The following is a 19180-nucleotide window of genomic DNA, read 5'->3' as shown; positions in this document are numbered from 1 at the left end:
CCGTTTCCCTATGGAACTCGGTGTTACTTTCCGTAGGTGACGACCGACATCGCGACCGGAGCACGCGGACGTACCCGCAAGGCGATCCTCGACGCCGCCGTGCGCGCGCTGGCCCAGGACCCGGCGGCGAGCCTCGGCCAGATCGCCGACGCCGCCGACGTCGGCCGGACCACGCTCCACCGCTACTTCCCCGACCGCGCCGAGCTCCTCGCCGCCGTCGCGCAGGAGGCCGGCCAGCAGCTGTCCGACGCCGCCGGCCGGGCACGCCTCGACGACGGCCCGGGGCTCGACGCCCTCCTGCGTTCGTGCCAGACCCTCCTGCAGCTCGGCGACCTCCTCACCCTGATGTTCTCCGAGGTGGTCTCGATCGAGGCGTGCGGGTCCGAGCTCGGGTTCACCCAGGCGCTCGACGACGCCTGCGCGCGGGGGCTCGCCGACGGCACCCTCGACACCCGCCTCACCGCCGGCTGGGTGCAGGGCGTCCTGTGGTCGTCCCTCTACCTCGGCTGGAGCGAGCTCCGCGAGGGCACGACACCGTCGCACGACGTGGTCAGCCAGCTCCTGCTCACGGTGCGCAAGGCGCTCGCGGCCCCGGCAGACTGACGAATCCGATTGGACTCGCGGGCCGGGCGAGGCGCACCATCGACACGTTCATGACGAAGACGAGCACGGAGCGCACCACGATGCAGCGGGGAAGCGAGGCGGCCGTCCAGGCCTGCTCAGGCGGGACCCGGACGCCCGCTCAGCACGCCTGACGCCACCTCGGCGCCACCACCGACGGACCTCATCCTCCGCCGGTCCTCGGGCATGCGCGGGCGGGCGCTCGCGCCGTCACGAGCCCGTGGCGGCTCCCGCCACCCCGAGAGCACCGAGATCATGAACCCCTTGACCGAGAAGCAGATCCGCGCGTCCTTCGTGAACTGCTCGCGCCGCGAGGCCGCCCAGCTCACCGTCCCCACCGACCTGGCCGACCTGCGCTGGGACCGCCTCGACTACCTCGGCTGGATCGACCGCAAGGCACCCCTGCGCGCCTACGTGGTCGTGCCCGACGAGGAGACCCTCGTGGGCATCGCGCTGCGCTCGCCCGAGGTCGGCAAGCGCCGCCCGGCCGTCTGCGCCTGGTGCGAGGACGTCTACTCCACCGACGACGTCTCGATGTACGTCGCCCGCCGGGCCGGCGGACCCGGCCGCAACGGCGACACCATCGGCACGCTGATCTGCACCACCTTCGACTGCTCCGCGAACGTGCGGCGCAAGCCCACGCTCGTCGAGGCCGGGCAGGACCCGGCCGGGTACGTGCTGCGCCGCGTCGACGGGCTGCGCGAGCGGTCGGTGCGCTTCGCGCGCGAGGTGCTGCGCGAGCTGTAGGGCTGGGTCGGGTGGTGCGGCGCGACCGCACCACCCGACGCCGGCTAGTTGGTCCTGCCGTGCGGAGCCGCGAAGGCGTACACCGCAGCGGCGGTGATCGCGAGGCTCGACAGCGTGACGTAGACGCGCGCGTACGAAGGGCGCTGCACGGCGGTCAGTTCGTCTTCGTGAACGGCGCGGCGAACGCGTACACCGCAGCGGCGGTGATCGCCAGGCTCGAGAGCGTGACGTAGACGCGCGCGTACGAGGGGCGCTGCATCACCGTCAGTTGGTGCGGCTGAAGGGAGCGGCGAACGCGTACACCGCTGCGGCGGTGACCGCCAGGCTCGACAGGGTGACGTAGACGCGCGTGGCAGAAGGTCGGTTCACAGGATGCTCCTCGTGACGGTGGGCGCCGTGGCCGGGGCCGCGGCAGGCGGGTGGTGCGCCCCGGCGGGACCGCCGGGGAGTCGGGTGGCGGCAGCTGCCAGGACGAGCACGGCCGCGAGGCCGACCCAGAGCAGGACGTCGCCGACGCTGAACACCATCGCGACGCCCGGCACGGGCACCAGGTCGGCGAGCGGCACGAGCACCGTCGAGCCGTCGATGGGGACGTGGCCCGGAGCGCCGGTGACGTCGAGCCCGACGGACCGCGCCGCCGGGACGGAGAAGGGCATGCCGCCGTTCAGCGCGGTCGCGAGGGCGTTCGACAGCGCCCCGACCGTGGCGACGACGAGTGCGATGCGCACGCCGCGCCCGGCACCGCGCGCGTTGGCGAAGGCGAACCCGACCGCGCACACCGCGAGCGCGAGCGGCACGAGCGCGCCCCCGGCGGCATCGAGCAGCCCGGACGCCCACGCCGGATCGGCGCTGCGCAGCGCCTGCACGGCGGCTCCGGTCAGCGCCCACGGCGCACCGCGGACCCGCACGTGAGCCAGGGAGGCGAGCCCGCCGCGCCGCAGGACGAGCACGAGAGCCGCGAGCACCGGGACCACCAGCAGCACCACGACGAGCGCGGATTCCATCGTGACCTCCCTCGGGCGTGCCCGGAAAGTACCGATCCCCTCCGGCACCGACAAGGGACGTCTCAGGCCGCGGGCGTCACAGATCGATGTTGCGCTCCACCTTCCGCCTGTGACCGTTCTGTGCTGATCTAGGAACCGGCCGACAGGGGTCGGCCCGGCGTGGCCTACAGGTCGCGCCGACGTGTGAGGAGGACACCGCATGGCGGCACGTCGAACTCTGGTCGCACTCGCCTCATCGATCGCCATCGTCACGGCGGGGGCGCTCGCGTCCCCGGCAGCGGCGCACGATCGCGGGAGATCCCCGGAGAAGTTCGCCCAGAAGGTCAGCACACGAGCTGTCCAGGGTCACCTGGCAGCCTTCCAGCGCATCGCGGACAAGAACGACGGCAACCGCGCCGCCCTGACGTCCGGCTACGAGGAGAGTGCCCGCTACGTCGAGCGCACGCTGCGCAAGGCCGGGTACCGCACCGAACGAGACCCGTTCACGTTCGACCGGGAGATCATCGACACGGCCACCCTGACGGAGAACTCCCCCGGCTCCGCCGCCTACGAGGTGGACCAGATGGAGTTCTCCCCGAACTCCCCGGTCGGCGGGGTCACCGCCGATCTCGTCGCCCCCGCCAACCCGCTCGGCTGCACCGCCGCCGCGTGGTCCGGTGTCGTCGCCACCGGCAAGATTGCCCTGGTCAGCCGCGGCGAGTGCCCGTTCGGTGACAAGGCCGTCGCTGCTGCGACCGCCGGCGCGATCGGCGTCGTCATCTACAACAACGTGCCCGACGTGCAGCTGTTCGGCACCCTCGGCGCCGAGGGTCTGGTGAACGTGCCCGTGGCCGGCGTCCGTCAGGCCGACGGCCAGGCGCTCCTCGCTGCGCTGACCGCCGGCACCGTGAACGTGACGTTGGACCTGACCAGCCACACCGAGGTGGCCGAGTCGTTCAACGTGATCGCCGAGACCAAGCAGGGCCGGGACGACAACGTCGTCATGCTCGGCGCCCACCTGGACGGCGTCGAGGAAGGTCCCGGCATCAACGACAACGGCACGGGCTCGGCAGCGATCCTCGAGGTCGCCGTCCAGCTGGCCAAGTCCCACTCGCCGCACCACAACACCGTGCGGTTCGCCTGGTGGGGCGCCGAGGAGCTCGGCCTGATCGGCTCCACCGCCTACGTCGAGGAGCTGGCCACGCAGGAGGGTGAGCTCGACCGCATCGCGACCTACCTGAACTACGACATGGTCGGCTCGCCCAACTACATCATCGGCGTGTACGACGCGGACCAGTCCACCTACCCCGCCCCCACGGGCGTCCCGATCCCCGAGGGGTCCGAGGCCACCGAGGACGTCCTGACCACCTGGTTCGACACCATCGGGCAGCCGTGGGTCGACACCGAGTTCTCCGGACGGTCCGACTACCAGGCGTTCATCCTCAACGGCATCCCGGCGTCCGGGCTGTTCACCGGTGCCGACGACGTCAAGACCGAGGAGGAGGTCGCCCTGTTCGGTGGGACGGCCGGGATCACGCACGACCCGAACTACCACTCCGTCGGTGACGACCTCTCGAACGTCAACACGACCGCCCTCGGCATCATGACGAAGGCGATCGCTGCGTCGACGTACAGCCTCGCGTGGGACACGTCGGCCATCAACGGCGTCTCCGGGCCCGGCAAGGGCTGGCAGCACCCAGCCCACGGCCACGGACCGGGCAAGCACCTCGCACCCGAGGACCGCGTCCTGCTGGAGCGCGCCTCCTGACGACCGGGGTGGCGCGCACGGGCCTCGTGCGCGCCATCCCCGGTCAGTCCAGGTCGAGCAGCCCGGCGAGCGCTCGGTCGATCGACTCCATCTCCGCGAGGGACAGGTACCCGACGCTCTCGCCCAGGCGCGCCTGCGGGTCGACCGCCGTCAGCGCGTCGCAGAGCGCCAAGGTCTCACCGTGCCCGGGGATCGTGACCGGGGGGCGGAAGATGTACGGGTTGGCGCGGGTCGACGTCGGGACCACGAGCCAGGTGCTCAGGTGGTCGAAGCGCGATGCGAGCACGACCACGGCGAACCTGGGACCGGCCTGTTCATGCCCCCGGGTGCCGCTTTCCTTGAGTCGGTAGACGTCTCCGCGCATCAGCCGGCGAGGTCGCGCAGGACCGACGCGATCTCGGCCCGGTCGGCAGGATCGGCCGCGGCCGCCCGGGCGTCGATCTCGGCCTGGCGGCGCCACTGCTCCCGACGCAGCAGCGCGATGCCCTCGCTGATGACCGCCTCGACCGGTTCGTTGCGCTCAGCGCTCAGCGCGTTGAGCGCGTCGCGGGTGGACGTGCGGACGCGGACGGTCGTGCTGTCTGACATGATCCGCAGTCTACACGTCGTCTACAAATGACGTGGCCTTGACTGCCGGGAATCGCCTGCCCTAGCGTCGACCCGCCGCCGGGCAAGCGCTTTCTCGTAGGAGTTGAGATGCACGTACGACGACGTACGGGTCTGTTCATGGTTGCGTTCACCGTGCTCGGAGTGGTGGCGAGCGGACTGGCCGGAACGGCCGCCGCCCACGACGGGCGAGGTCGCGACCGCCCCGACGCCGTCGTCGCGGCCGACGGCAGCGCCGACTTCACCAGCGTGCAGGCGGCCGTCGACGCCGCTCCCACCGGAGCCACCGAGCCGTGGGTCATCGCGGTCCGGCCCGGCGAGTACCGCGAGCTGGTCAAGGTCCCCGCGACGAAGCCGTTCCTCACGCTCGTCGGCACCGGCCGGCACGCCCGTGACGTCGTCATCGCCTACGACAACGCGAACGGCACCCCCAAGCCCGACGGCTCGGGCCCGTACGGGACGTCGGGCAGCGCCAGTGTGACGCTCGACGGCGCGGACTTCACGGCCCGCAACCTGACGTTCGCCAACCTCTTCGACGAGGCCGCGCACCCGGAGATCACCAACCGGCAAGCCGTCGCGGTCCTCACGCGCGCCGACCGGCTCGTGTTCGACGGCGTCCGGTTCCTCGGCAACCAGGACACCCTCTACGTGAACAGCTCGTCGGCAGCCGTCGTCGCCCGGGCGTACTTCCGCGACTGCTACGTCGAGGGCGACGTCGACTTCATCTTCGGCCGGGCGACCGCGGTCTTCGACGGCGGTGAGGTGCGCTCGCTGACCCGCGGCTCGACGACGAACAACGGCTACGTCACCGCGCCGAGCACCATGATCGACAACCCCTACGGCTTCCTGTTCACCCGGGTCCGCTTCACCAGCGACGCACCGGCCGGCACCGTCTTCCTCGGCCGGCCGTGGCACCCCAGCAACGACCCGAACGCCATCGGTCAGGTGCTGGTCCGCGACTCCTGGATCGGTGACCACATCGGTGCCGTCGCGTGGAGCGACTTCTCGGGCGGCTGGTCGTGGCGCGACGCCCGCTTCGCCGAGCACCACAACCGCGGACCCGGCGCCCTGGTGACGCCGGACCGTCCGCAGCTGACCCGGTCCGAGGCAGCGGCTTTCACCGTCCGCGCCTACCTGTCCGGCACCGACGGCTGGTCACCGGACGCACGTCGGCGCTGACACCGGACGTGCTCGGCGAGCGGCCACCAGTGCCGTTCGCCGAGCTCAGGCACGCCGGTACACCGACACGTGCGAGCGGGACTCGGCGGTGAGCTCGCCGCCCGACCAGTCGGCGTGGCGGCTCTCCAGCGTGAACCCGGCGAGCTGACCCATGAGGTCGAGCTCCGCCGGCCAGATGTACCGGTGCGGCGTGCGGCCGAGCTCGGCCTGCCGGCCCTCGTCGAACCGGAAGTGGTGCGAGACCACCCGCTGGTGCAGCACGTCGTAGGTGTCGAGGCCGATGTAGCCCGGCTCGTTCAGCCAGACCGTGGCCTCCACGCCCGGCGGCAGCTTGCGCAGCTCGGGCACCCAGAGCTCGATGACGAAGCGTCCGCCCGGGACGAGGTGGCGGGCGGCGTTGCGGAAGCACGCGACCTGCTCCTCCTGCGTGAGCAGGTTGGCGATGGTGTTGAACACCAGGTAGACGAGGCTGAACTCGCCGGGCGCGGTGGCCGTCGCCATGTCCCCGAGGACCACCGGCACGGCGTCCTCGTCGACCTTGGTCCGCAGCTGCTCGACCATGTGCGGGGACAGCTCGATGCCCGTGACGGGGACGCCGCGCTCCGCGAGCGGAACTCCCACGCGACCCGTCCCGATCGCGAGCTCGAGCGCACGGCCGCCGTCCGCGAGCGCGACGAGCCGGTCGACGGTCGGCCCGAGCACCTCGGGGGCGAACATGCCGACGCCGGGGGTGTCGTAGCGCCGTGCGGTCTCGGCGTCCCAGAGCTGCTCCATCCGGCCGACGATGGCAGCGGACCGGCAGCGGCGTCCACGAAAAACTCTCGGCCCCGCGGTCAGTCCAGCGCCGCGAGCTTGCGCGCCAGCACTGCTCGCTCCCGCTCGTTGCCGCACAGGTCGAGCGCGCGCTCGAGCTCGTGCCGGGCCTCGTCGCGGCGACCCAGCCGCGTCAGCAGCTCGCCCCGGACGCTCGGCAGCAGGTGGGCGCCGTCCAGCGTGCCTGCCGCCACCAGCTCGTCGACCACCGGCAGCGCCGCGGCCGGACCCTGCGCCATCGAGATCGCGACCGCGCGGTTCAGCTCGACCACGGGCGAGGGCGCCAGGCGGCCGAGCGCCTCGTAGAGCACCACGATCCGGTCCCAGTCCGTCGCCTGCACCGACGGGGCGACCGCGTGGCACTCGGCGATCGCGGCCTGGACCCCGTACGCACCGAGGCCCCGCCCCACCCGGCCGGCCGTGGCGAGGGCCGCGCGACCGCGCCGGATCGCGGCGCGGTCCCACCGTCGGCGGTCCTGCTCCTCGAGCAGGACCGGTTCACCGTCGTCGCTCACGCGGGCCGGGAACCGTGCAGCGGTCAGCTCCAGCAGGGCGAGCAGGCCGTGGACCTCGGGCTCGTCGGGCACCAGCTGCGCCAGCACCCGCGCCTGGCGGACCGCCTCATGGGCGAGGTCCTGGCGGATCCAGTCGCTGCCCGACGTCGCCGACGACCCCTCGGTGAACACGAGGTAGAGGACGTTGAGCACCGACGCCAGCCGGGCGCGGCGCTCGTCCGCCGGCGGCACCTCGAACGGGACCTGTGCCGCGCCGAGCGTCTTCTTCGCGCGGGTGATCCTGGCCTGGACCGTGGCCGTCGGCACCAGGAGCGCGCGGGCGATCTCGTCGCTGGTCAGACCGCCGACCACCCGCAGCGTCATCGTGATCTGCGCCTCGCGCGACAGCACCGGGTGGCACGCGACGAACATCAGCGCCAGCACGTCGTCGTCGATCCGGTCCGGGTCGTACAGCAGGTCGTCGACGCCCTCGCTCAGGTCCCGCGCGAGGGTGGCGTGCCGCTCGTCGAGCGCGACCCGGCGCCGGTAGGTGTCGACCGCGCGCCGGCGACCCACCGTGAGCAGCCACGCCGCCGGGCTGCTGGGGATGCCGTCGCGCGGCCACGCCACCAGCGCCGCGGCCAGCGCCTCCTGGGCGAGGTCCTCAGCCAGGCCGAAGTCGCCGGTGTAGCGGGCGAGGGTCGAGACGATGCGCGCGGACTCGATCCGCCACACCGCCTCGACCGCGTCGCGCCCGCTCCCTGACCGCGTCAGAGCCGGCCCGTCCGCTCCCGCCACGCTCGCACTCGCCTTCCCGCGGCTCTCCCCGACGACGTCAGAGCTGGCCCGTCCGCTCCCGCCACGCCCGCTCCTTCTGGATCCACTCGTTGTCCTGCGGGAAGTCGTCGATGCTCGTCACGCGACGGATCTCCGTCTTCTGGCCCGGGCCGGTCATCGGTGCGCGCTTGGCCCACTCGACGGCTTCCTCCTTCGACGCCACGTCGAGGATCCAGAAGCCGCCGAACAGCTCCTTGGTCTCGCCGTACGGGCCGTCGCTGACGACCGGCGGCTGCGAGGAGAAGTCGATGACGACCCCGTCGGCCGCGTCGTCGAGACCCTCGGCGGCGACGAGCACGCCGGCCGAGATCATCTCGTCGTTGAACCGGCCCATCGCCTCCATGATCTCGGCGAAGTCGACGTCCTGGAACGCGGCGTAGGCCTCGTCGGTGGCGCGCATGATCAGCATGTACTTCACGGTTCTTCTCCTGCCGTGTCGGGGTCCCCGTCGGACCCTCTCACCGATCAGTCGAACGGCGCAGCCACCTGATCGACATCGCCGCCGAACGAATCAGGAGAAGGTGACGGGGACGTCCTCGAAGGTCGGCCAGCGGGAGTCGACGCTGACGGCGAGCGCCTCCGTCGGGTAGAGCGGCGCCGGGAGCGTCGCCTCGAACCGCACGGGGACACCGGGCACGAGGTCGAGCGCGACCGGGTCGGTCGACCAGCGCTGGCCGGTGTTCGACAGCGTGCGGTACTCGACGAGGCGCGTGCGGTCGGCGACGCCCGGACTGAGCACGGCCTGGTCCATCAGCTCGTAGAGCGTCACGGGATCGCTCGGCCCGTCCAGCCGTTCGAGGACGATCCGCAGCCGCATCGAGCCCCCGCGCACCTCCAGGCTCTCGACCCCGATGCGCAGCTTCTCGCCGGGACGGCCGGGGGCGTCCACGGTCTGCTCGGCCTCGAGCGACTCCGGCACCGGCACGACGAGGCCGGCGCCCCCGTAGGGCCCGGCAGCCGCGGCACCGGCCGTCGGGGTCGGCGTCGGTGTCGCCTCAGGGGCCGACCCCGTGTAGGTCACCTCGACCCGCCGGTTCTGCGCCCGGTCCTCGGCCAGGTCGTCGCCGCCCTCGGGGACCTTCAGCCGCGACTCGCCGTACCCGTGCACGTCGAGCACGACGTCGGGGCGGGCTGCGGCGACCGCGGCGGCGACCGACTGGGCGCGGCGCTCGGACAGGGCCTGGTTGTACGCGTCGTCGAGCACGGAGTCGGTGTGGCCGTCGACCGTGACGGTCGCACCGGCGGGGACCTGCGCGACGAGCGCGCCGATGGCGGCGACCGCCGGCTCGGACAGGTCGCTGCCGTCGACCGTGAACAGGATGTCCGACGCGAGGGTGACCGACGTCTGGTCCTGCTCCTGCTCGACCTGCTCCACCTGCTTGGTGGCGGGAGCAGGGTCGTACGGCCGCACCGTGAAGAACGCCGGCGACTGGCTGTAGTCCCGCACCGCGAACAGGGGGTTGGTCAGGACGCCGTCGGTGAGGGCCGGGAAGTCGTCCAGCGTGAGGGGTTCGTCGTCGGTGGCCGGGGAGGCGGCGGAGACGAGCAGCCCGACGCAGACCATGAGGGCGGCCGCGGCGGGCCACCGGCGGGTGAGGGGTCGCACGGCTCAGTCCTCGTACGTCACGGGGACGTTCTCGAACGGGGCCCACGACGCGACCAGCGACAGGTCGAGCGCCTCGACCTGCTCGGTCGGTGCGGCGAACCACGCCTGGAACAGCACCGGCTCACCGCCGGCCGCCTTGGCGCTCACCGTGTCGGTCGCCCACTTCTGGCCGGTCTCGCTCAGCACGAAGTACTGCGTGAGGTGCTCCAGGTCGTTGAGGGCCGGCTGCAGGTCCCCGCTCCCGGTCAGCTCGTAGATGTTGGCCGACTCACCCTCGTCGAGGGAGTCGGGGGTGAACCAGACGCGCAGCTCCATGGTCTTGCCCTGCACGACGAGCGGTTCGACCTCGACCCGCACCGTGTCGTCCGGCTCCCCGGGGACCGGGAAGGTGGCGTCGAACACCGTGCCGGCCTGCTGCACCGTCCCGGCGGTCCCGCCTGCGGCCGATGCCGACGCGGTCGGGGACGGCTCCGGCTCGTCGCTGTCCGTGCACCCGGCGAGCCCGAGGACCCCCAGAACCACCACCGTCACGACGACCGACGAACGCATCTGTCCCTCCCTGTCGCCCGGAACGTCCGGGTCAGCGGGTACGACGGTACCGGCCGTGGGCCCGCTCGCAGGTGTCGTGCCCACCCTGTGCACGACGGGGACCGCCCTACGATGCGGCCATGGACGACCCCACCCCCACCGTCCGACGCGTCCGGGCCGACGAGTGGGAGGCCGCCCGCGCGCTGCGGCTCGACGCGCTCCAGGACGAGGCGGCCGGCATCGCGTTCCTCGAGACCTACGAGCGCGCGGCTGCCGCACCCGACGAGTTCTACCGGGACCGCACCGCCGGTTCGGCTGCCGGGGACGACGCCGTGCAGCTCGTCGCCGACGACGGCTCGGCCCTGGTCGGCTCGGTGACCGTGATCGCCCAGCGGGTCGGGTCGGTCGACTACCACGGTCGGCCGATCGAGCGGAGCCGCGCGACCGTCGTCGGGGTATACGTCCGCCGCGAGCAGCGGGGCACCGGGCTCATCGACCGGCTGCTCGACGCGGCGGCCGACTGGGCCCGCGACCTGGGGTTCGGCGAGCTCGACCTCGGCGTCCACCGCGACAACGCGCGCGCCCAGGGCGCCTACCGGCGTGCCGGCTTCGTGCCCTCGGGTGTCGAGTTCAGCAGCACGATCGGCCCGGAGATCGAGATGGTGCGGCGGCTCTGACGAGCGACGCTCAGGGCTGGCGGCGGTGGACCGACCATGCGGCGGCCGTGTCGAGGCCGCCGGCGCCCACCCGCGTGAACACCAGCCGGTCGTGCAGCCGGTCGCGCCGGCCCGCCCAGAGCTCGACCTCGTCGCACTCGATCCGCCAGCCGCCCCACCCGTCCGGCACGGGGACGTCGTCGGCCGAGCCGGTGTCCGGGTAGCGGGCCGCGTACCGCTCGTAGGCGGCGACCAGCGCTGCGCGGTCGGCGATCGGCTGCGACTGGTCCGACGCCCACGCGCTGATCCGGGAGCCCCACGGCCGGGAGGCGAAGTAGGCGGTGATCTCGTCGCGACCCACGGGCACCGCACGACCGCGGAACCGGACCGCCCGGAACATGGCCGGCCACGTCAGCGACGCGGCGACCGTCCCGGTGGAGCCGATCTCCTGGCTCTTCGCGGAGCCCAGGTCGGTGACGAAGCCCGGTCCGCGCTCGTCGAGGAAGCGCATGAGCACCGTCCGGACGTTGGGGCGACCGTCGGCGTCGACCGTGGCGACGGACAGCGCCGTCGGCTCGACGACGTCACCGCGCTCCGCCTGCCGGGCCGTCGCCTCGTCGACCCACCGCCGGACCTGCTGGAGCGGTGTCGCCGCGAGCTCGCTCTCGCTGAGGCCCTCACCCGAGTACTCGCTGCGCACGCTGCCACCCATCGCTCTGCCGCCCGGACCTCGGCGAGCGTACGTCGAGCAGCCGCATCCCGCAGCGAGCCGTGATACAGGACTTGTCTCATAGGAGACTCGTCTAGTAGGTTCCCACCATGTCCCTCAAGCACGCCGTCCTCGGGTTCCTGTCGATCGCCCCGATGACCGGCTACGACCTGCGCAAGCACATGGAGGAGTCGGTCGCGCACTTCTGGCCGGCGGACCAGGCGCAGATCTACCGCACGCTCGGTCATCTGGCCGCCGACGGCCTGGTCGACGTGCGGACCATCCCGCAGCAGGGCAATCCGGACCGCCGCGAGCACTCGATCACCGACGCGGGTCTCGCGGAGCTGGACTCCTGGCTCGCGGCGCCCGTCGAGTACGTGCCGTCGCGCGAGGTGTTCCTGGTGCGGCTGTTCTTCGTCGGGCGGCTCGGCACCGACCGCGTGCGAGCCGTGCTCCAGGAGCGTGCCGAGGAGGCGCGCGAGCTGGCGGCCGTGCTGGAGCAGACGAGGGATGCCGCACGGCAGGCGATCGCCAACCCCGGCCTGGACGTCCGCCTCCGCCTGGCCACGCTCGCCAACGGGCTCATGCACGCGCGCGCCGAGCTCGAGTGGGCCGAGGACCTGCTCGCCGAGCTGACCGACTGAGCCACCCCGACCGGACCGACCGCCACCCGGCGGCCGGGCGATGCCCCACGCCCGAAGGAGCCACCATGACCACCACCGCACCTGCACGCCCCGCCCGCACGCGTCGTCCCGCGAGCCGTCGCGGCGTGCTGGTCTACGCCGTCGGCGTCCTGGTCCTGTCCGTGCTCGGTGGCCTGGTGATGGCCTCGTCGCCGGACCCGGAGACCAGCGCGGGCGCGCTGCTGTTCGTCATGAGCCCGATCCTCCTGGCCGTCGGGCTGCGCACGATCGGTCGCGAGGGCTGGGCCGATGCGGGCCTGCGCCTGGGCCGCGAGCGCGGCTGGTACGCGGTCGCGCTGCTGCTGTTCCCGGTGCTGTTCCTGGTGCCGGTCGCGCTCGGGGCGCTGCTCGGAGACGTGCACCTGGCGCCGGGCGCGGCGGAGCGGTTCGCCGTGCTGTTCGCGACCGGCCTGGCCGCGCGGCTCACGTTCGCGGCGTTCGAGGAGTTCGGGTGGCGGGGCTACCTGGAGCCCCGGCTGGCCGCTCTCGGCGTCCCCGCGCTGCGGCGCCACCTCGCGGTCGGCGCGCTGTGGGCCGTGTGGCACGTGCCGTACATCGTCGCGTTCGGCGACGGGTACACCGGGGTCCCGCTCGGCCTCCAGATCCCGATGTTCTCGGTCGCGGTGCTCGCGATGGCCGTGATCTGGGGGGTCGCCCGGGACCGTACCGGCAGCGTGTGGCCCGCGGTGCTGGGCCACGGCATGGCCAACGCGGTGGCGTGGCCGCTGCTGTCCGCCGACGTGCTCGTCCTCGACAGCCCGCTCGTCTTCGGAGCCCGTCCTGAGAGCCTCGTCGTGCTGCCGCTCCTGGTGCTGACGGCGGTCGTGGTCTACCAGCGCTGGGGTCGTACGTCCGTCGGTACTGTCCCTGCATGACGGAGCAGGCAGTGGCGCGACGAGTCCCGTGGGCGACGATCATCGGCTGGGTCGCGCTGGTGCTGGCGGTGGTCGGCGCGACCGGTGCGGTCGTCGCCGGGGTGTTCGCCGTCGAGGGTGCCCGCAACCCGCAGTCGTTCGGCACGCTCGGCGCGGTCGTGCTCCTGATGGCCTCGCTGATCCCGTCCGTGCCTGCGCTCGTCGCCGGGATCGTGCAGGCCCGGCAAGGGCGGGCGCCTCGCTGGCGCAACCGGACCACTGTCGTCCTGGCGGCGCTCGCACCCGCCGCGGCGGTGGTCCTGCTCCTGGCCGTCGCCGTCCGAGACCTCGTCGGCTGACCGCCGCCGCACCCGGGGACGAGCACATGTCGACGAACGTCCGCGTCGTGAAGGGCAAAGTCGTCGTCGAGGACAGCTTCACGGAGGCCGAGCACCAGCTCCTTGCCGGGAGACACCGGTCCAGGACCGAGCTCGAGCTCTGGCGGACGCGCCACTCGTCACTGGTGTTCCTGCGGGACCTGCCCGCCCTCGAGAGCCTGAGCCTCATCAACGTCCGGGTCGACGACGCCCGCGCTCTCGCGGAGGTCGGCACGCTGCGGAGACTGTTCCTCAACGGCATCAAGCCCACGCCCGGCTGGGACTTCCTGGCGGGGCTGGCCCAGATCGAGGAGCTGCAAATCCTCAATGTCCGAGGACCGCTGGTCCTCCCTGACCTCTCCGGGCTCGACCGTCTGGCCACGTTCCGCATCTGGGGGTGTCGGGGACTCACGGACGTCTCCGTGCTCGAGAACACCCCTCTGCTCGAGGAGGTCGAGCTCGTCGACGCGGGGTTGACCCCGGACGATCTCGGGTCCCTCCTCGAGAAGTCGACGCTCGCGTACCTGAGCTGCACGTTCGCGACGAGACGGGACACCGACCGGTTCCACCAGGACCTGGACCGGTACGGCAAGAAGGAGCACGGCGACACTGCACCGTGACCGGACGGATATCTCCGTGCTGCGGGCAGGTCGCCGCCCCTAGGTTGTCGCGATGGAGCAGCCCCCGATCCACGACCACTACGACACCGCCTACGACGAGGACCAGCGCCTGCGGCAGGGCCTCGGCCGGCTCGAGCTGGCGCGCGTGCAGGAGATCGTCCGTCGCCACCTGCCGCCGGCCGCGCGGGTGCTCGACGTGGGTGGGGCGACGGGGGTGCACGCCGAGTGGCTGCTCGACGACGGCCACACCGTGCACCTCGTGGACCTGCTCCGGAACCACGTCGCCACGGCCTCGGCGAGGCTGGGCGATCACCCGCGGTTCACCGCATCCGTCGGCGACGCCCGCTCGCTCCCGCTGCCTGACGCGTCCGTCGACGCCGTCCTCCTGCTCGGCCCGCTCTACCACCTGACCGACCGTGCCGACCGGCTGGCCACGTGGCGGGAGGCGCTCCGCGTCGTGGTGCCCGGCGGGGTGGTGGTCGCGATGGCGATCAACCGGTTCGCGTCCTTGTTCGACGGGCTCGCGCAGTCCTACCTGTTCGACCCGGCGTTCCGCGCGATCGTCGCGCAGGACCTGGCGACCGGGGTGCACGAGAACCCCACCGGAGACCCCCGCTGGTTCACCACCGCCTACTTCCACCGGCCCGAGGAGCTCCCCGCGGAGGCGGCCGAGGCCGGGCTCGTCGTGCGGGAGACCGTCGGCGTCGAGGGCCTCGCGCACTGGATCAAGCCGCTGGCGTCCGCGCTCGACGACGACGACCGCCGCGAGGTTGTGCTCGACGCGGCGCGGGTGATCGAGGCCGAGCCCAGCCTGCTCGGCCTCAGCTCGCACCTGCTCACCGTGGCAGCGCGTCCCGCCGACTGACACCCCGGCCGACGTGGGTAGCCGAGGTCGGCTTCCAGGCACCGGAACGGCGGGCGCCCTCACACCGACGTGCGCCGTGGGCTGACTACTCGGGCGCGGCCGCCCAGACCCCCAGCTCGTTGCCCGCCGGGTCGTGGAAGTGGAACCGCCGGCCGCCCGGGAAGGCGTAGGGGCCGTTCACGACGGTCCCGCCGGCAGCCACGACCGCGTCGACGGTGGCGTCGAGGTCGGCCGAGAAGAGCAGCACGAGCGGCCCGCCGGTCCCGGGCACACCGTCCGCGCTCAGCCCGCCCACCTCGCCGTCGCCGTCGGCCGCACGGATGCCGGCGTAGCCGGGGCCGTAGTGCGTGAACTGCCAGCCGAACGCCCGCGCGTAGAAGTCGACGGCCGCCGGGAGGTCCGGCGCGGCGATCTCGACGTAGTCCAGGGTGTGATGTGTCGGCGTCATACCGGGACGCTAGGGGCAGCCACCCACACGACAGGTCTTGCACCTCACGTGACGTGAGGGCCTAGCGTCGGGCGCAGCGGTGACGACGGAGCGCCGCCCGAGCCGAGGAGCGAGCATGACGAGCCTGGTCCCGTACCTGACGGTGCACGACGCGGCCGCCGCGATCGCGTTCTACGCGTCGGCGTTCGGCGCGCAGGAGACCGGCGAGCGCGACGAGGGCGACGGCCGGATCGGCTTCGTGGCCCTCACCATCGGCGGCGACCCGTTCTACCTGTCCGACGAGTTCCACGACTACGGCGCCTACGCCCCGGCCACGCTCGGGCACAGCACGTGCGCGCTCGTGCTCGGGGTCGACGACGCGTCGGCCGTGTACGCGGCCGCGGTGGCAGCTGGTGCGACGCCCGACCGTGAGCCGTCGGACCAGGGGGACGAGAAGCGGGGCTGGCTCGTGGACCCGTTCGGCCACCGCTGGGCCATCCACTCACCCGCGCACTGAGGTGCCCGACCAGTGGCGGGTGGGCGAGCTGGCCGACGTCTCCGGGCTGACCGTCCGCACGCTGCACCACTACGACGACATCGGGCTCCTCACGCCGGACCGCACGCCCGCCGGCCACCGCGTCTACCGGCGCGAGCAGGTCGAGCGCCTGTACCGGATCAGCGTGCTGCGCCGGTTCGGCACTCCGCTCGACGAGATCGCGGCGGCGCTCGACGACCCGACCTGGACGCTCGACGGGGCGCTGCGCACGCACCTTGCCACTCTGGAGGACCAGGTGCTGCGGATGGAGCGGCTGCTGCACCGGCTCACGGTGGTCCCCGCCGACGGGCCTGCTGACGAGGACGTGTGCCGGCGGCTGCTCGCCGTGCTCGAGGACACCGCAGTCAGCGCCACCGAACCGTTGCGCCGGATCGCGGTCCTCGTCTACGCCGACCTGGAGGCGGCGCACCGGCACCTCGTGGACGTGTTCGGGCTCGAGGCGGGACCGCTGCGGCGGGACGACGCGGGGACCGTCGTGCACGCCGAGGTGCGGACCGCCGACGGCGTCGTGATGCTCCACCGCGTCGCACCCGAGTGGGGGCTCGCCTCACCGGCCGGGCTGGGGGCGGCGACCGGGATGCTCGTCGTGACCGTCCGGGACGTCGACGCCCACCACGCGGCCGTCGTCGCGCGCGGCGGCACGGTCACCTTCCCGCCCGCGGACCAGCCCTACGGGGTGCGCGAGTACGGGGCGCTGGGACCCGAGGGCGAGCCGTGGTCGTTCTGGTCGCCGCTGAGCTGAGGCTCCTGCCCCTCGGGCCGCGGTCCGACACGGTCAGCGGGCCGCTCGCGCCAGCCGGGCCTCCCGCTGCTTGCGCTTCTGGGCGGCCAGGTCCTGCTCGCCCTTGAGCGTGGTGCTCTCCACCCAGGCGAGCAGTCCGTCGTCGGAACGGTCGGACCCGTGGAAGACCTGGCCGTACCGGATGCGCGTGAAGACGTCGGGCATCCGGGTGCTCAGGTACCCGATCGCGACCCGGGCCAGCACCCAGGCGGCGCCGACACCGTTGACCAGCCCCACGACCACGGCTGCTACGACCAGCGCCGGCTCGCCCGTGACCTGCGACCAGACGACCATCGCGGCCGTGGGCAGGACGGCCACCGGGACCACCAGCAGCACGATCCACACGTGCAGGGCGATGTTGCCGTTGGCGTCGTTGGGGCCCATGCGCCTGCGCGGGTCGACACCGGGCGAGACCCCGAGGGCCGACACCAGGACGGCGACGCCCGCCGCGGCGCCGAAGACGGCGGGGATCGCCGCGAGCAGCACCGGGACCGTCCACCACGCCTGGCTGAGCAGCAGGAACGGCACGGTCACGACGAGCGCGCGCGGCAGGAAGACGATGAGCATGGCCCACTGCCGGCCGTGCACGTCGGACCGCACGGACGTCTCGTCCTGTCCGACCACGTTCTGCCAGACGGCGGAGCCGTCCTGCCCGTAGAGGTTGCACGCGCTGAGGCCGAGCATGAAGGCGACGATCAGCCCCGCGAACGACGCCACGGACTCGTACCCGGCGAGCAGGGCGAACACACCGATCGCCGCCCCGGTCCAGACGGCGGTGCTGCTCTCGAGCGCACGCCAGGCGTCGCGACGCCACTGCCGCACCTCCTTCATCGCGACCGCGCCCGTCTGCGTGGCGGGCAGGATGCCGCCGCCCGCGACCAGGCCGCGCGAGCGCATGCGCTCGCTGCGCTTGGTGACGGCGGCGCTGCGGGGGACGAGCAGGGGGACGGTCGCGAGGACCAGCACGGCGTCGAGGGCCGCGAGCGCGAGCAGCAGGCCGCCCGCACGTGCCCAGTCCCCGGCCGCGGCGGCGTCGACGGACAGCACCATCCACGAGGTGGGCAGCGCGTCGACGACGGTCGTGATCGGCCCCTCGGGCAGCCCGTCCTGCAGCAGCCTGGGCACGCTCTGGACGGCAACCTGCACGATCATCCAGCCGGCGAACCACCCCGCGAACATGAGGCCGAACTGGACGCCGGCGATCTCGACGCCCAGCTTGGTCTTCATCGCCGCGCCGAGCAGCCCGTAGACCAGGCGGGACAGGGACACGACGAGCACCCAGGTCAGCGGGGCGCCGACGAGCACGACGACGACGGTGACGGGGTCGACGCGCAGCGCGTGCACGGCGGTCGCCAGGAGGGCCAGCAGCACGAAGCCGGACGCGATGCTCACGAAGACGCTCACCAGCAGCCCGCGCCCGAGCGCGGCCCGCGGCAGGGGGAGCAGCGTGAAGTAGTCGGGGCGCAGGACGCCCGCCCCGCTCGTCATGACCGGCCCGACCGCGGCCCCCGCACCCCACAGGGCGAACACGAGGGTCAGCGCGGACGACCGCACGGCGTCGCCCGAGGCGAGGATCGCGACGGCCCACGTGGCGAGAACCGCCACGCCCCCGACGATCCAGCCCGCCTTGCGCAGCCCCGGGGTCGTGTTCCGCAGCATCGTGAACTTCAGCGAGATCAGGTCGCGATCCATGCGAGCTCCTCCTCGTCCGCCTCGGGTGCGCCCACCAGCTCGACGAACCGGTCCTCGAGGGACGCTCCGCGGCGGACCTCATCGAGGGTGCCGTCGGCCACGACCTGCCCCCGCGCCACGATGGCGACGCGGTCGCAGAGCTGCTCGACCATGGCCATCACGTGGCTGGAGATCACCACCGCGCCGCCGCCCTCGGTGAACCGGCGCAGGATCCGCGTCAGCACACGGGCGGAGACCGGGTCGACCGCCTCGTACGGCTCGTCGAGCACCAGCACCTTGGGCGCGTGCAACAGGGCCGTGGCCAGGCCGATCTTCTTGCGCATGCCCGTCGAGTACTCACCCACCAGGGTGCCGAGCGCCTCCGCCTCGTCGAGCTCCAGGATGCGCAGCAGCTCCTCGGTCCGGGCGGCCACGACCTCGCGCGGCAGGCGCCGGAACCGGCCCCAGTAGGTGAGCAGCTCCCCGCCGGTCAGCCGCTCGGGGAGGGCGAGCCCGTCGGGCAGCACCCCGAGCCGCTGCTTGGCGCTGATGGGGTCCTGCCACACGTCGATCCCCTGGACGAGCGCGCGGCCGCTCGTGGGGCGCAGGAGGCCGACCGCCATGGACAGGGCGGTCGTCTTGCCCGCGCCGTTCGGCCCGACGACCCCGTAGAACGACCCGTACGGGACGCGCAGCGACATGTCGTCGACGGCCACCTTCTCGGCGAACTCCCGGCGGAGGTCGATGAGCTCGAGTGCGTGTTCGTCTGCCATGCCCCCAGTCTCGGCAGCGCCGTCCG

At 72.9% G+C, this 19180-nt stretch carries 24 protein-coding genes; 12 read left to right on the top strand and 12 right to left on the bottom strand.

What is annotated here, in order from left to right; genetic code table 11:
• Positions 1–36: 36 nt before the first annotated feature.
• Positions 37–603 carry a TetR/AcrR family transcriptional regulator gene (locus tag CXY01_RS11695; RefSeq protein ID WP_146927617.1) on the top strand — a complete coding sequence of 189 codons (567 nt, stop codon included), beginning with the start codon at positions 37–39 and terminating at the stop codon, positions 601–603.
• 273 nt (positions 604–876) lie between these two features.
• A complete protein-coding gene (locus CXY01_RS11690) occupies positions 877–1368 on the top strand; it encodes an FBP domain-containing protein (protein WP_146927616.1) in 492 nt (163 codons plus the stop codon).
• A 365-nt stretch (positions 1369–1733) separates the two neighbouring features.
• Here CXY01_RS11690 and CXY01_RS11685 read toward each other — a convergent pair whose 3' ends face one another.
• Complete coding sequence (locus CXY01_RS11685) at positions 1734–2372, bottom strand: DUF5317 family protein (protein ID WP_146927615.1); 639 nt, start codon at positions 2370–2372, stop codon at positions 1734–1736.
• 199 nt (positions 2373–2571) lie between these two features.
• Between CXY01_RS11685 and CXY01_RS11680 the strand changes: the two genes are divergently transcribed.
• Positions 2572–4119, top strand: coding sequence for a M20/M25/M40 family metallo-hydrolase (locus tag CXY01_RS11680; RefSeq protein ID WP_146927614.1), 1548 nt, complete (start codon positions 2572–2574; stop codon positions 4117–4119).
• A gap of 43 nt (positions 4120–4162) precedes the next feature.
• Here the strand turns inward: CXY01_RS11680 and CXY01_RS11675 are convergent, their stop codons facing one another.
• Positions 4163–4483 (bottom strand): type II toxin-antitoxin system PemK/MazF family toxin, encoded by a 321-nt coding sequence (locus tag CXY01_RS11675; RefSeq protein WP_146927613.1) that lies wholly within the window; start codon positions 4481–4483, stop codon positions 4163–4165.
• Entirely contained in the window at positions 4483–4707 is a 225-nt protein-coding gene (locus CXY01_RS11670; RefSeq protein WP_146927612.1) for a hypothetical protein, read from the bottom strand. Before CXY01_RS11670 ends, CXY01_RS11675 begins: the two co-directional genes overlap by 1 nt.
• 138 nt (positions 4708–4845) lie before the next feature.
• Here CXY01_RS11670 and CXY01_RS11665 point away from each other — a divergent pair, with 138 nt between their 5' ends.
• The gene (locus CXY01_RS11665; RefSeq protein ID WP_146927611.1) at positions 4846–5904 is read left to right on the top strand and encodes a pectinesterase family protein; all 1059 of its coding nucleotides are present in this window, start codon (positions 4846–4848) and stop codon (positions 5902–5904) included.
• Between the two features lie 45 nt (positions 5905–5949).
• Here the strand turns inward: CXY01_RS11665 and CXY01_RS11660 are convergent, their stop codons facing one another.
• The 5 genes from CXY01_RS11660 to CXY01_RS11640 all read right to left on the bottom strand — a co-directional run bounded on the left by CXY01_RS11660 (position 5950) and on the right by CXY01_RS11640 (position 10203).
• Positions 5950–6678, bottom strand: a complete 729-nt coding sequence (locus tag CXY01_RS11660; protein WP_146927610.1) for a class I SAM-dependent DNA methyltransferase — start codon at positions 6676–6678, stop codon at positions 5950–5952.
• Positions 6679–6737: 59 nt separating this feature from the next.
• Entirely contained in the window at positions 6738–8009 is a 1272-nt protein-coding gene (locus tag CXY01_RS11655) for an RNA polymerase sigma factor (protein WP_146927609.1), read from the bottom strand.
• Positions 8010–8046: 37 nt separating this feature from the next.
• Positions 8047–8466 (bottom strand): YciI family protein, encoded by a 420-nt coding sequence (locus CXY01_RS11650; protein WP_146927608.1) that lies wholly within the window; start codon positions 8464–8466, stop codon positions 8047–8049.
• Between the two features lie 93 nt (positions 8467–8559).
• A complete protein-coding gene (locus CXY01_RS11645) occupies positions 8560–9654 on the bottom strand; it encodes an OmpA family protein (protein WP_146927607.1) in 1095 nt (364 codons plus the stop codon).
• Between the two features lie 3 nt (positions 9655–9657).
• Positions 9658–10203 carry a hypothetical protein gene (locus tag CXY01_RS11640; protein ID WP_146927606.1) on the bottom strand — a complete coding sequence of 182 codons (546 nt, stop codon included), beginning with the start codon at positions 10201–10203 and terminating at the stop codon, positions 9658–9660.
• A gap of 119 nt (positions 10204–10322) precedes the next feature.
• On the opposite strand from CXY01_RS11640, the gene CXY01_RS11635 reads away from it, so the two are divergent.
• Positions 10323–10859, top strand: a complete 537-nt coding sequence (locus CXY01_RS11635) for a GNAT family N-acetyltransferase (protein ID WP_146927605.1) — start codon at positions 10323–10325, stop codon at positions 10857–10859.
• A 10-nt stretch (positions 10860–10869) separates the two neighbouring features.
• Here CXY01_RS11635 and pdxH read toward each other — a convergent pair whose 3' ends face one another.
• Entirely contained in the window at positions 10870–11538 is a 669-nt protein-coding gene (gene pdxH / locus CXY01_RS11630) for a pyridoxamine 5'-phosphate oxidase (protein WP_307724395.1), read from the bottom strand.
• 119 nt (positions 11539–11657) lie between these two features.
• On the opposite strand from pdxH, the gene CXY01_RS11625 reads away from it, so the two are divergent.
• The 5 genes from CXY01_RS11625 to CXY01_RS11605 all read left to right on the top strand — a co-directional run bounded on the left by CXY01_RS11625 (position 11658) and on the right by CXY01_RS11605 (position 14946).
• Positions 11658–12191, top strand: coding sequence for a PadR family transcriptional regulator (locus CXY01_RS11625; RefSeq protein ID WP_146927603.1), 534 nt, complete (start codon positions 11658–11660; stop codon positions 12189–12191).
• A 65-nt stretch (positions 12192–12256) separates the two neighbouring features.
• Positions 12257–13105 carry a CPBP family intramembrane glutamic endopeptidase gene (locus CXY01_RS11620; protein ID WP_146927602.1) on the top strand — a complete coding sequence of 283 codons (849 nt, stop codon included), beginning with the start codon at positions 12257–12259 and terminating at the stop codon, positions 13103–13105.
• A complete protein-coding gene (locus CXY01_RS11615) occupies positions 13102–13443 on the top strand; it encodes a hypothetical protein (protein ID WP_146927601.1) in 342 nt (113 codons plus the stop codon). The genes CXY01_RS11620 and CXY01_RS11615 overlap by 4 nt, the downstream gene beginning before the upstream one ends.
• A gap of 26 nt (positions 13444–13469) precedes the next feature.
• On the top strand, positions 13470–14081 hold the full coding sequence (locus CXY01_RS11610; protein WP_146927600.1) for a hypothetical protein: 612 nt from the start codon (positions 13470–13472) through the stop codon (positions 14079–14081).
• 52 nt (positions 14082–14133) lie between these two features.
• Positions 14134–14946 (top strand): class I SAM-dependent methyltransferase, encoded by an 813-nt coding sequence (locus CXY01_RS11605; protein ID WP_146927599.1) that lies wholly within the window; start codon positions 14134–14136, stop codon positions 14944–14946.
• Between the two features lie 85 nt (positions 14947–15031).
• Here the strand turns inward: CXY01_RS11605 and CXY01_RS11600 are convergent, their stop codons facing one another.
• Positions 15032–15394 (bottom strand): VOC family protein, encoded by a 363-nt coding sequence (locus CXY01_RS11600; RefSeq protein ID WP_146927598.1) that lies wholly within the window; start codon positions 15392–15394, stop codon positions 15032–15034.
• A 115-nt stretch (positions 15395–15509) separates the two neighbouring features.
• On the opposite strand from CXY01_RS11600, the gene CXY01_RS11595 reads away from it, so the two are divergent.
• Both CXY01_RS11595 and CXY01_RS11590 read left to right on the top strand, forming a co-directional pair.
• Complete coding sequence (locus CXY01_RS11595; protein ID WP_146927597.1) at positions 15510–15890, top strand: VOC family protein; 381 nt, start codon at positions 15510–15512, stop codon at positions 15888–15890.
• Position 15891: 1 nt separating this feature from the next.
• Positions 15892–16671 (top strand): MerR family transcriptional regulator, encoded by a 780-nt coding sequence (locus CXY01_RS11590; RefSeq protein WP_146927596.1) that lies wholly within the window; start codon positions 15892–15894, stop codon positions 16669–16671.
• Positions 16672–16704: 33 nt separating this feature from the next.
• Here CXY01_RS11590 and CXY01_RS11585 read toward each other — a convergent pair whose 3' ends face one another.
• Positions 16705–18402, bottom strand: a complete 1698-nt coding sequence (locus CXY01_RS11585) for a hypothetical protein (RefSeq protein WP_146927595.1) — start codon at positions 18400–18402, stop codon at positions 16705–16707.
• The gene (locus tag CXY01_RS11580) at positions 18387–19154 is read right to left on the bottom strand and encodes an ABC transporter ATP-binding protein (protein WP_146927594.1); all 768 of its coding nucleotides are present in this window, start codon (positions 19152–19154) and stop codon (positions 18387–18389) included. The genes CXY01_RS11585 and CXY01_RS11580 overlap by 16 nt, the downstream gene beginning before the upstream one ends.
• Between the last annotated feature and the right edge of the window lie 26 nt (positions 19155–19180).

The sequence above is a fragment of the Cellulomonas xylanilytica genome, assembly GCF_007989805.1.
Classification (GTDB): domain Bacteria; phylum Actinomycetota; class Actinomycetes; order Actinomycetales; family Cellulomonadaceae; genus Cellulomonas; species Cellulomonas xylanilytica.
This window is presented reverse-complemented; position numbering and strand designations above follow the sequence as displayed.

Coding starts and splice junctions, on each gene's coding strand:
- CXY01_RS11690 (WP_146927616.1), top strand. CDS start 877: ATGAACCCCTTGACCGAGAAGCAGATCCGCGCGTCCTTCGTGAACTGC.
- CXY01_RS11685 (WP_146927615.1), bottom strand. CDS start 2,372: ATGGAATCCGCGCTCGTCGTGGTGCTGCTGGTGGTCCCGGTGCTCGCG.
- CXY01_RS11680 (WP_146927614.1), top strand. CDS start 2,572: ATGGCGGCACGTCGAACTCTGGTCGCACTCGCCTCATCGATCGCCATC.
- CXY01_RS11675 (WP_146927613.1), bottom strand. CDS start 4,483: ATGCGCGGAGACGTCTACCGACTCAAGGAAAGCGGCACCCGGGGGCAT.
- CXY01_RS11670 (WP_146927612.1), bottom strand. CDS start 4,707: ATGTCAGACAGCACGACCGTCCGCGTCCGCACGTCCACCCGCGACGCG.
- CXY01_RS11665 (WP_146927611.1), top strand. CDS start 4,846: ATGGTTGCGTTCACCGTGCTCGGAGTGGTGGCGAGCGGACTGGCCGGA.
- CXY01_RS11660 (WP_146927610.1), bottom strand. CDS start 6,678: ATGGAGCAGCTCTGGGACGCCGAGACCGCACGGCGCTACGACACCCCC.
- CXY01_RS11640 (WP_146927606.1), bottom strand. CDS start 10,203: ATGCGTTCGTCGGTCGTCGTGACGGTGGTGGTTCTGGGGGTCCTCGGG.
- CXY01_RS11635 (WP_146927605.1), top strand. CDS start 10,323: ATGGACGACCCCACCCCCACCGTCCGACGCGTCCGGGCCGACGAGTGG.
- CXY01_RS11625 (WP_146927603.1), top strand. CDS start 11,658: ATGTCCCTCAAGCACGCCGTCCTCGGGTTCCTGTCGATCGCCCCGATG.
- CXY01_RS11620 (WP_146927602.1), top strand. CDS start 12,257: ATGACCACCACCGCACCTGCACGCCCCGCCCGCACGCGTCGTCCCGCG.
- CXY01_RS11615 (WP_146927601.1), top strand. CDS start 13,102: ATGACGGAGCAGGCAGTGGCGCGACGAGTCCCGTGGGCGACGATCATC.
- CXY01_RS11610 (WP_146927600.1), top strand. CDS start 13,470: ATGTCGACGAACGTCCGCGTCGTGAAGGGCAAAGTCGTCGTCGAGGAC.
- CXY01_RS11605 (WP_146927599.1), top strand. CDS start 14,134: ATGGAGCAGCCCCCGATCCACGACCACTACGACACCGCCTACGACGAG.
- CXY01_RS11600 (WP_146927598.1), bottom strand. CDS start 15,394: ATGACGCCGACACATCACACCCTGGACTACGTCGAGATCGCCGCGCCG.
- CXY01_RS11595 (WP_146927597.1), top strand. CDS start 15,510: ATGACGAGCCTGGTCCCGTACCTGACGGTGCACGACGCGGCCGCCGCG.
- CXY01_RS11585 (WP_146927595.1), bottom strand. CDS start 18,402: ATGGATCGCGACCTGATCTCGCTGAAGTTCACGATGCTGCGGAACACG.
- CXY01_RS11580 (WP_146927594.1), bottom strand. CDS start 19,154: ATGGCAGACGAACACGCACTCGAGCTCATCGACCTCCGCCGGGAGTTC.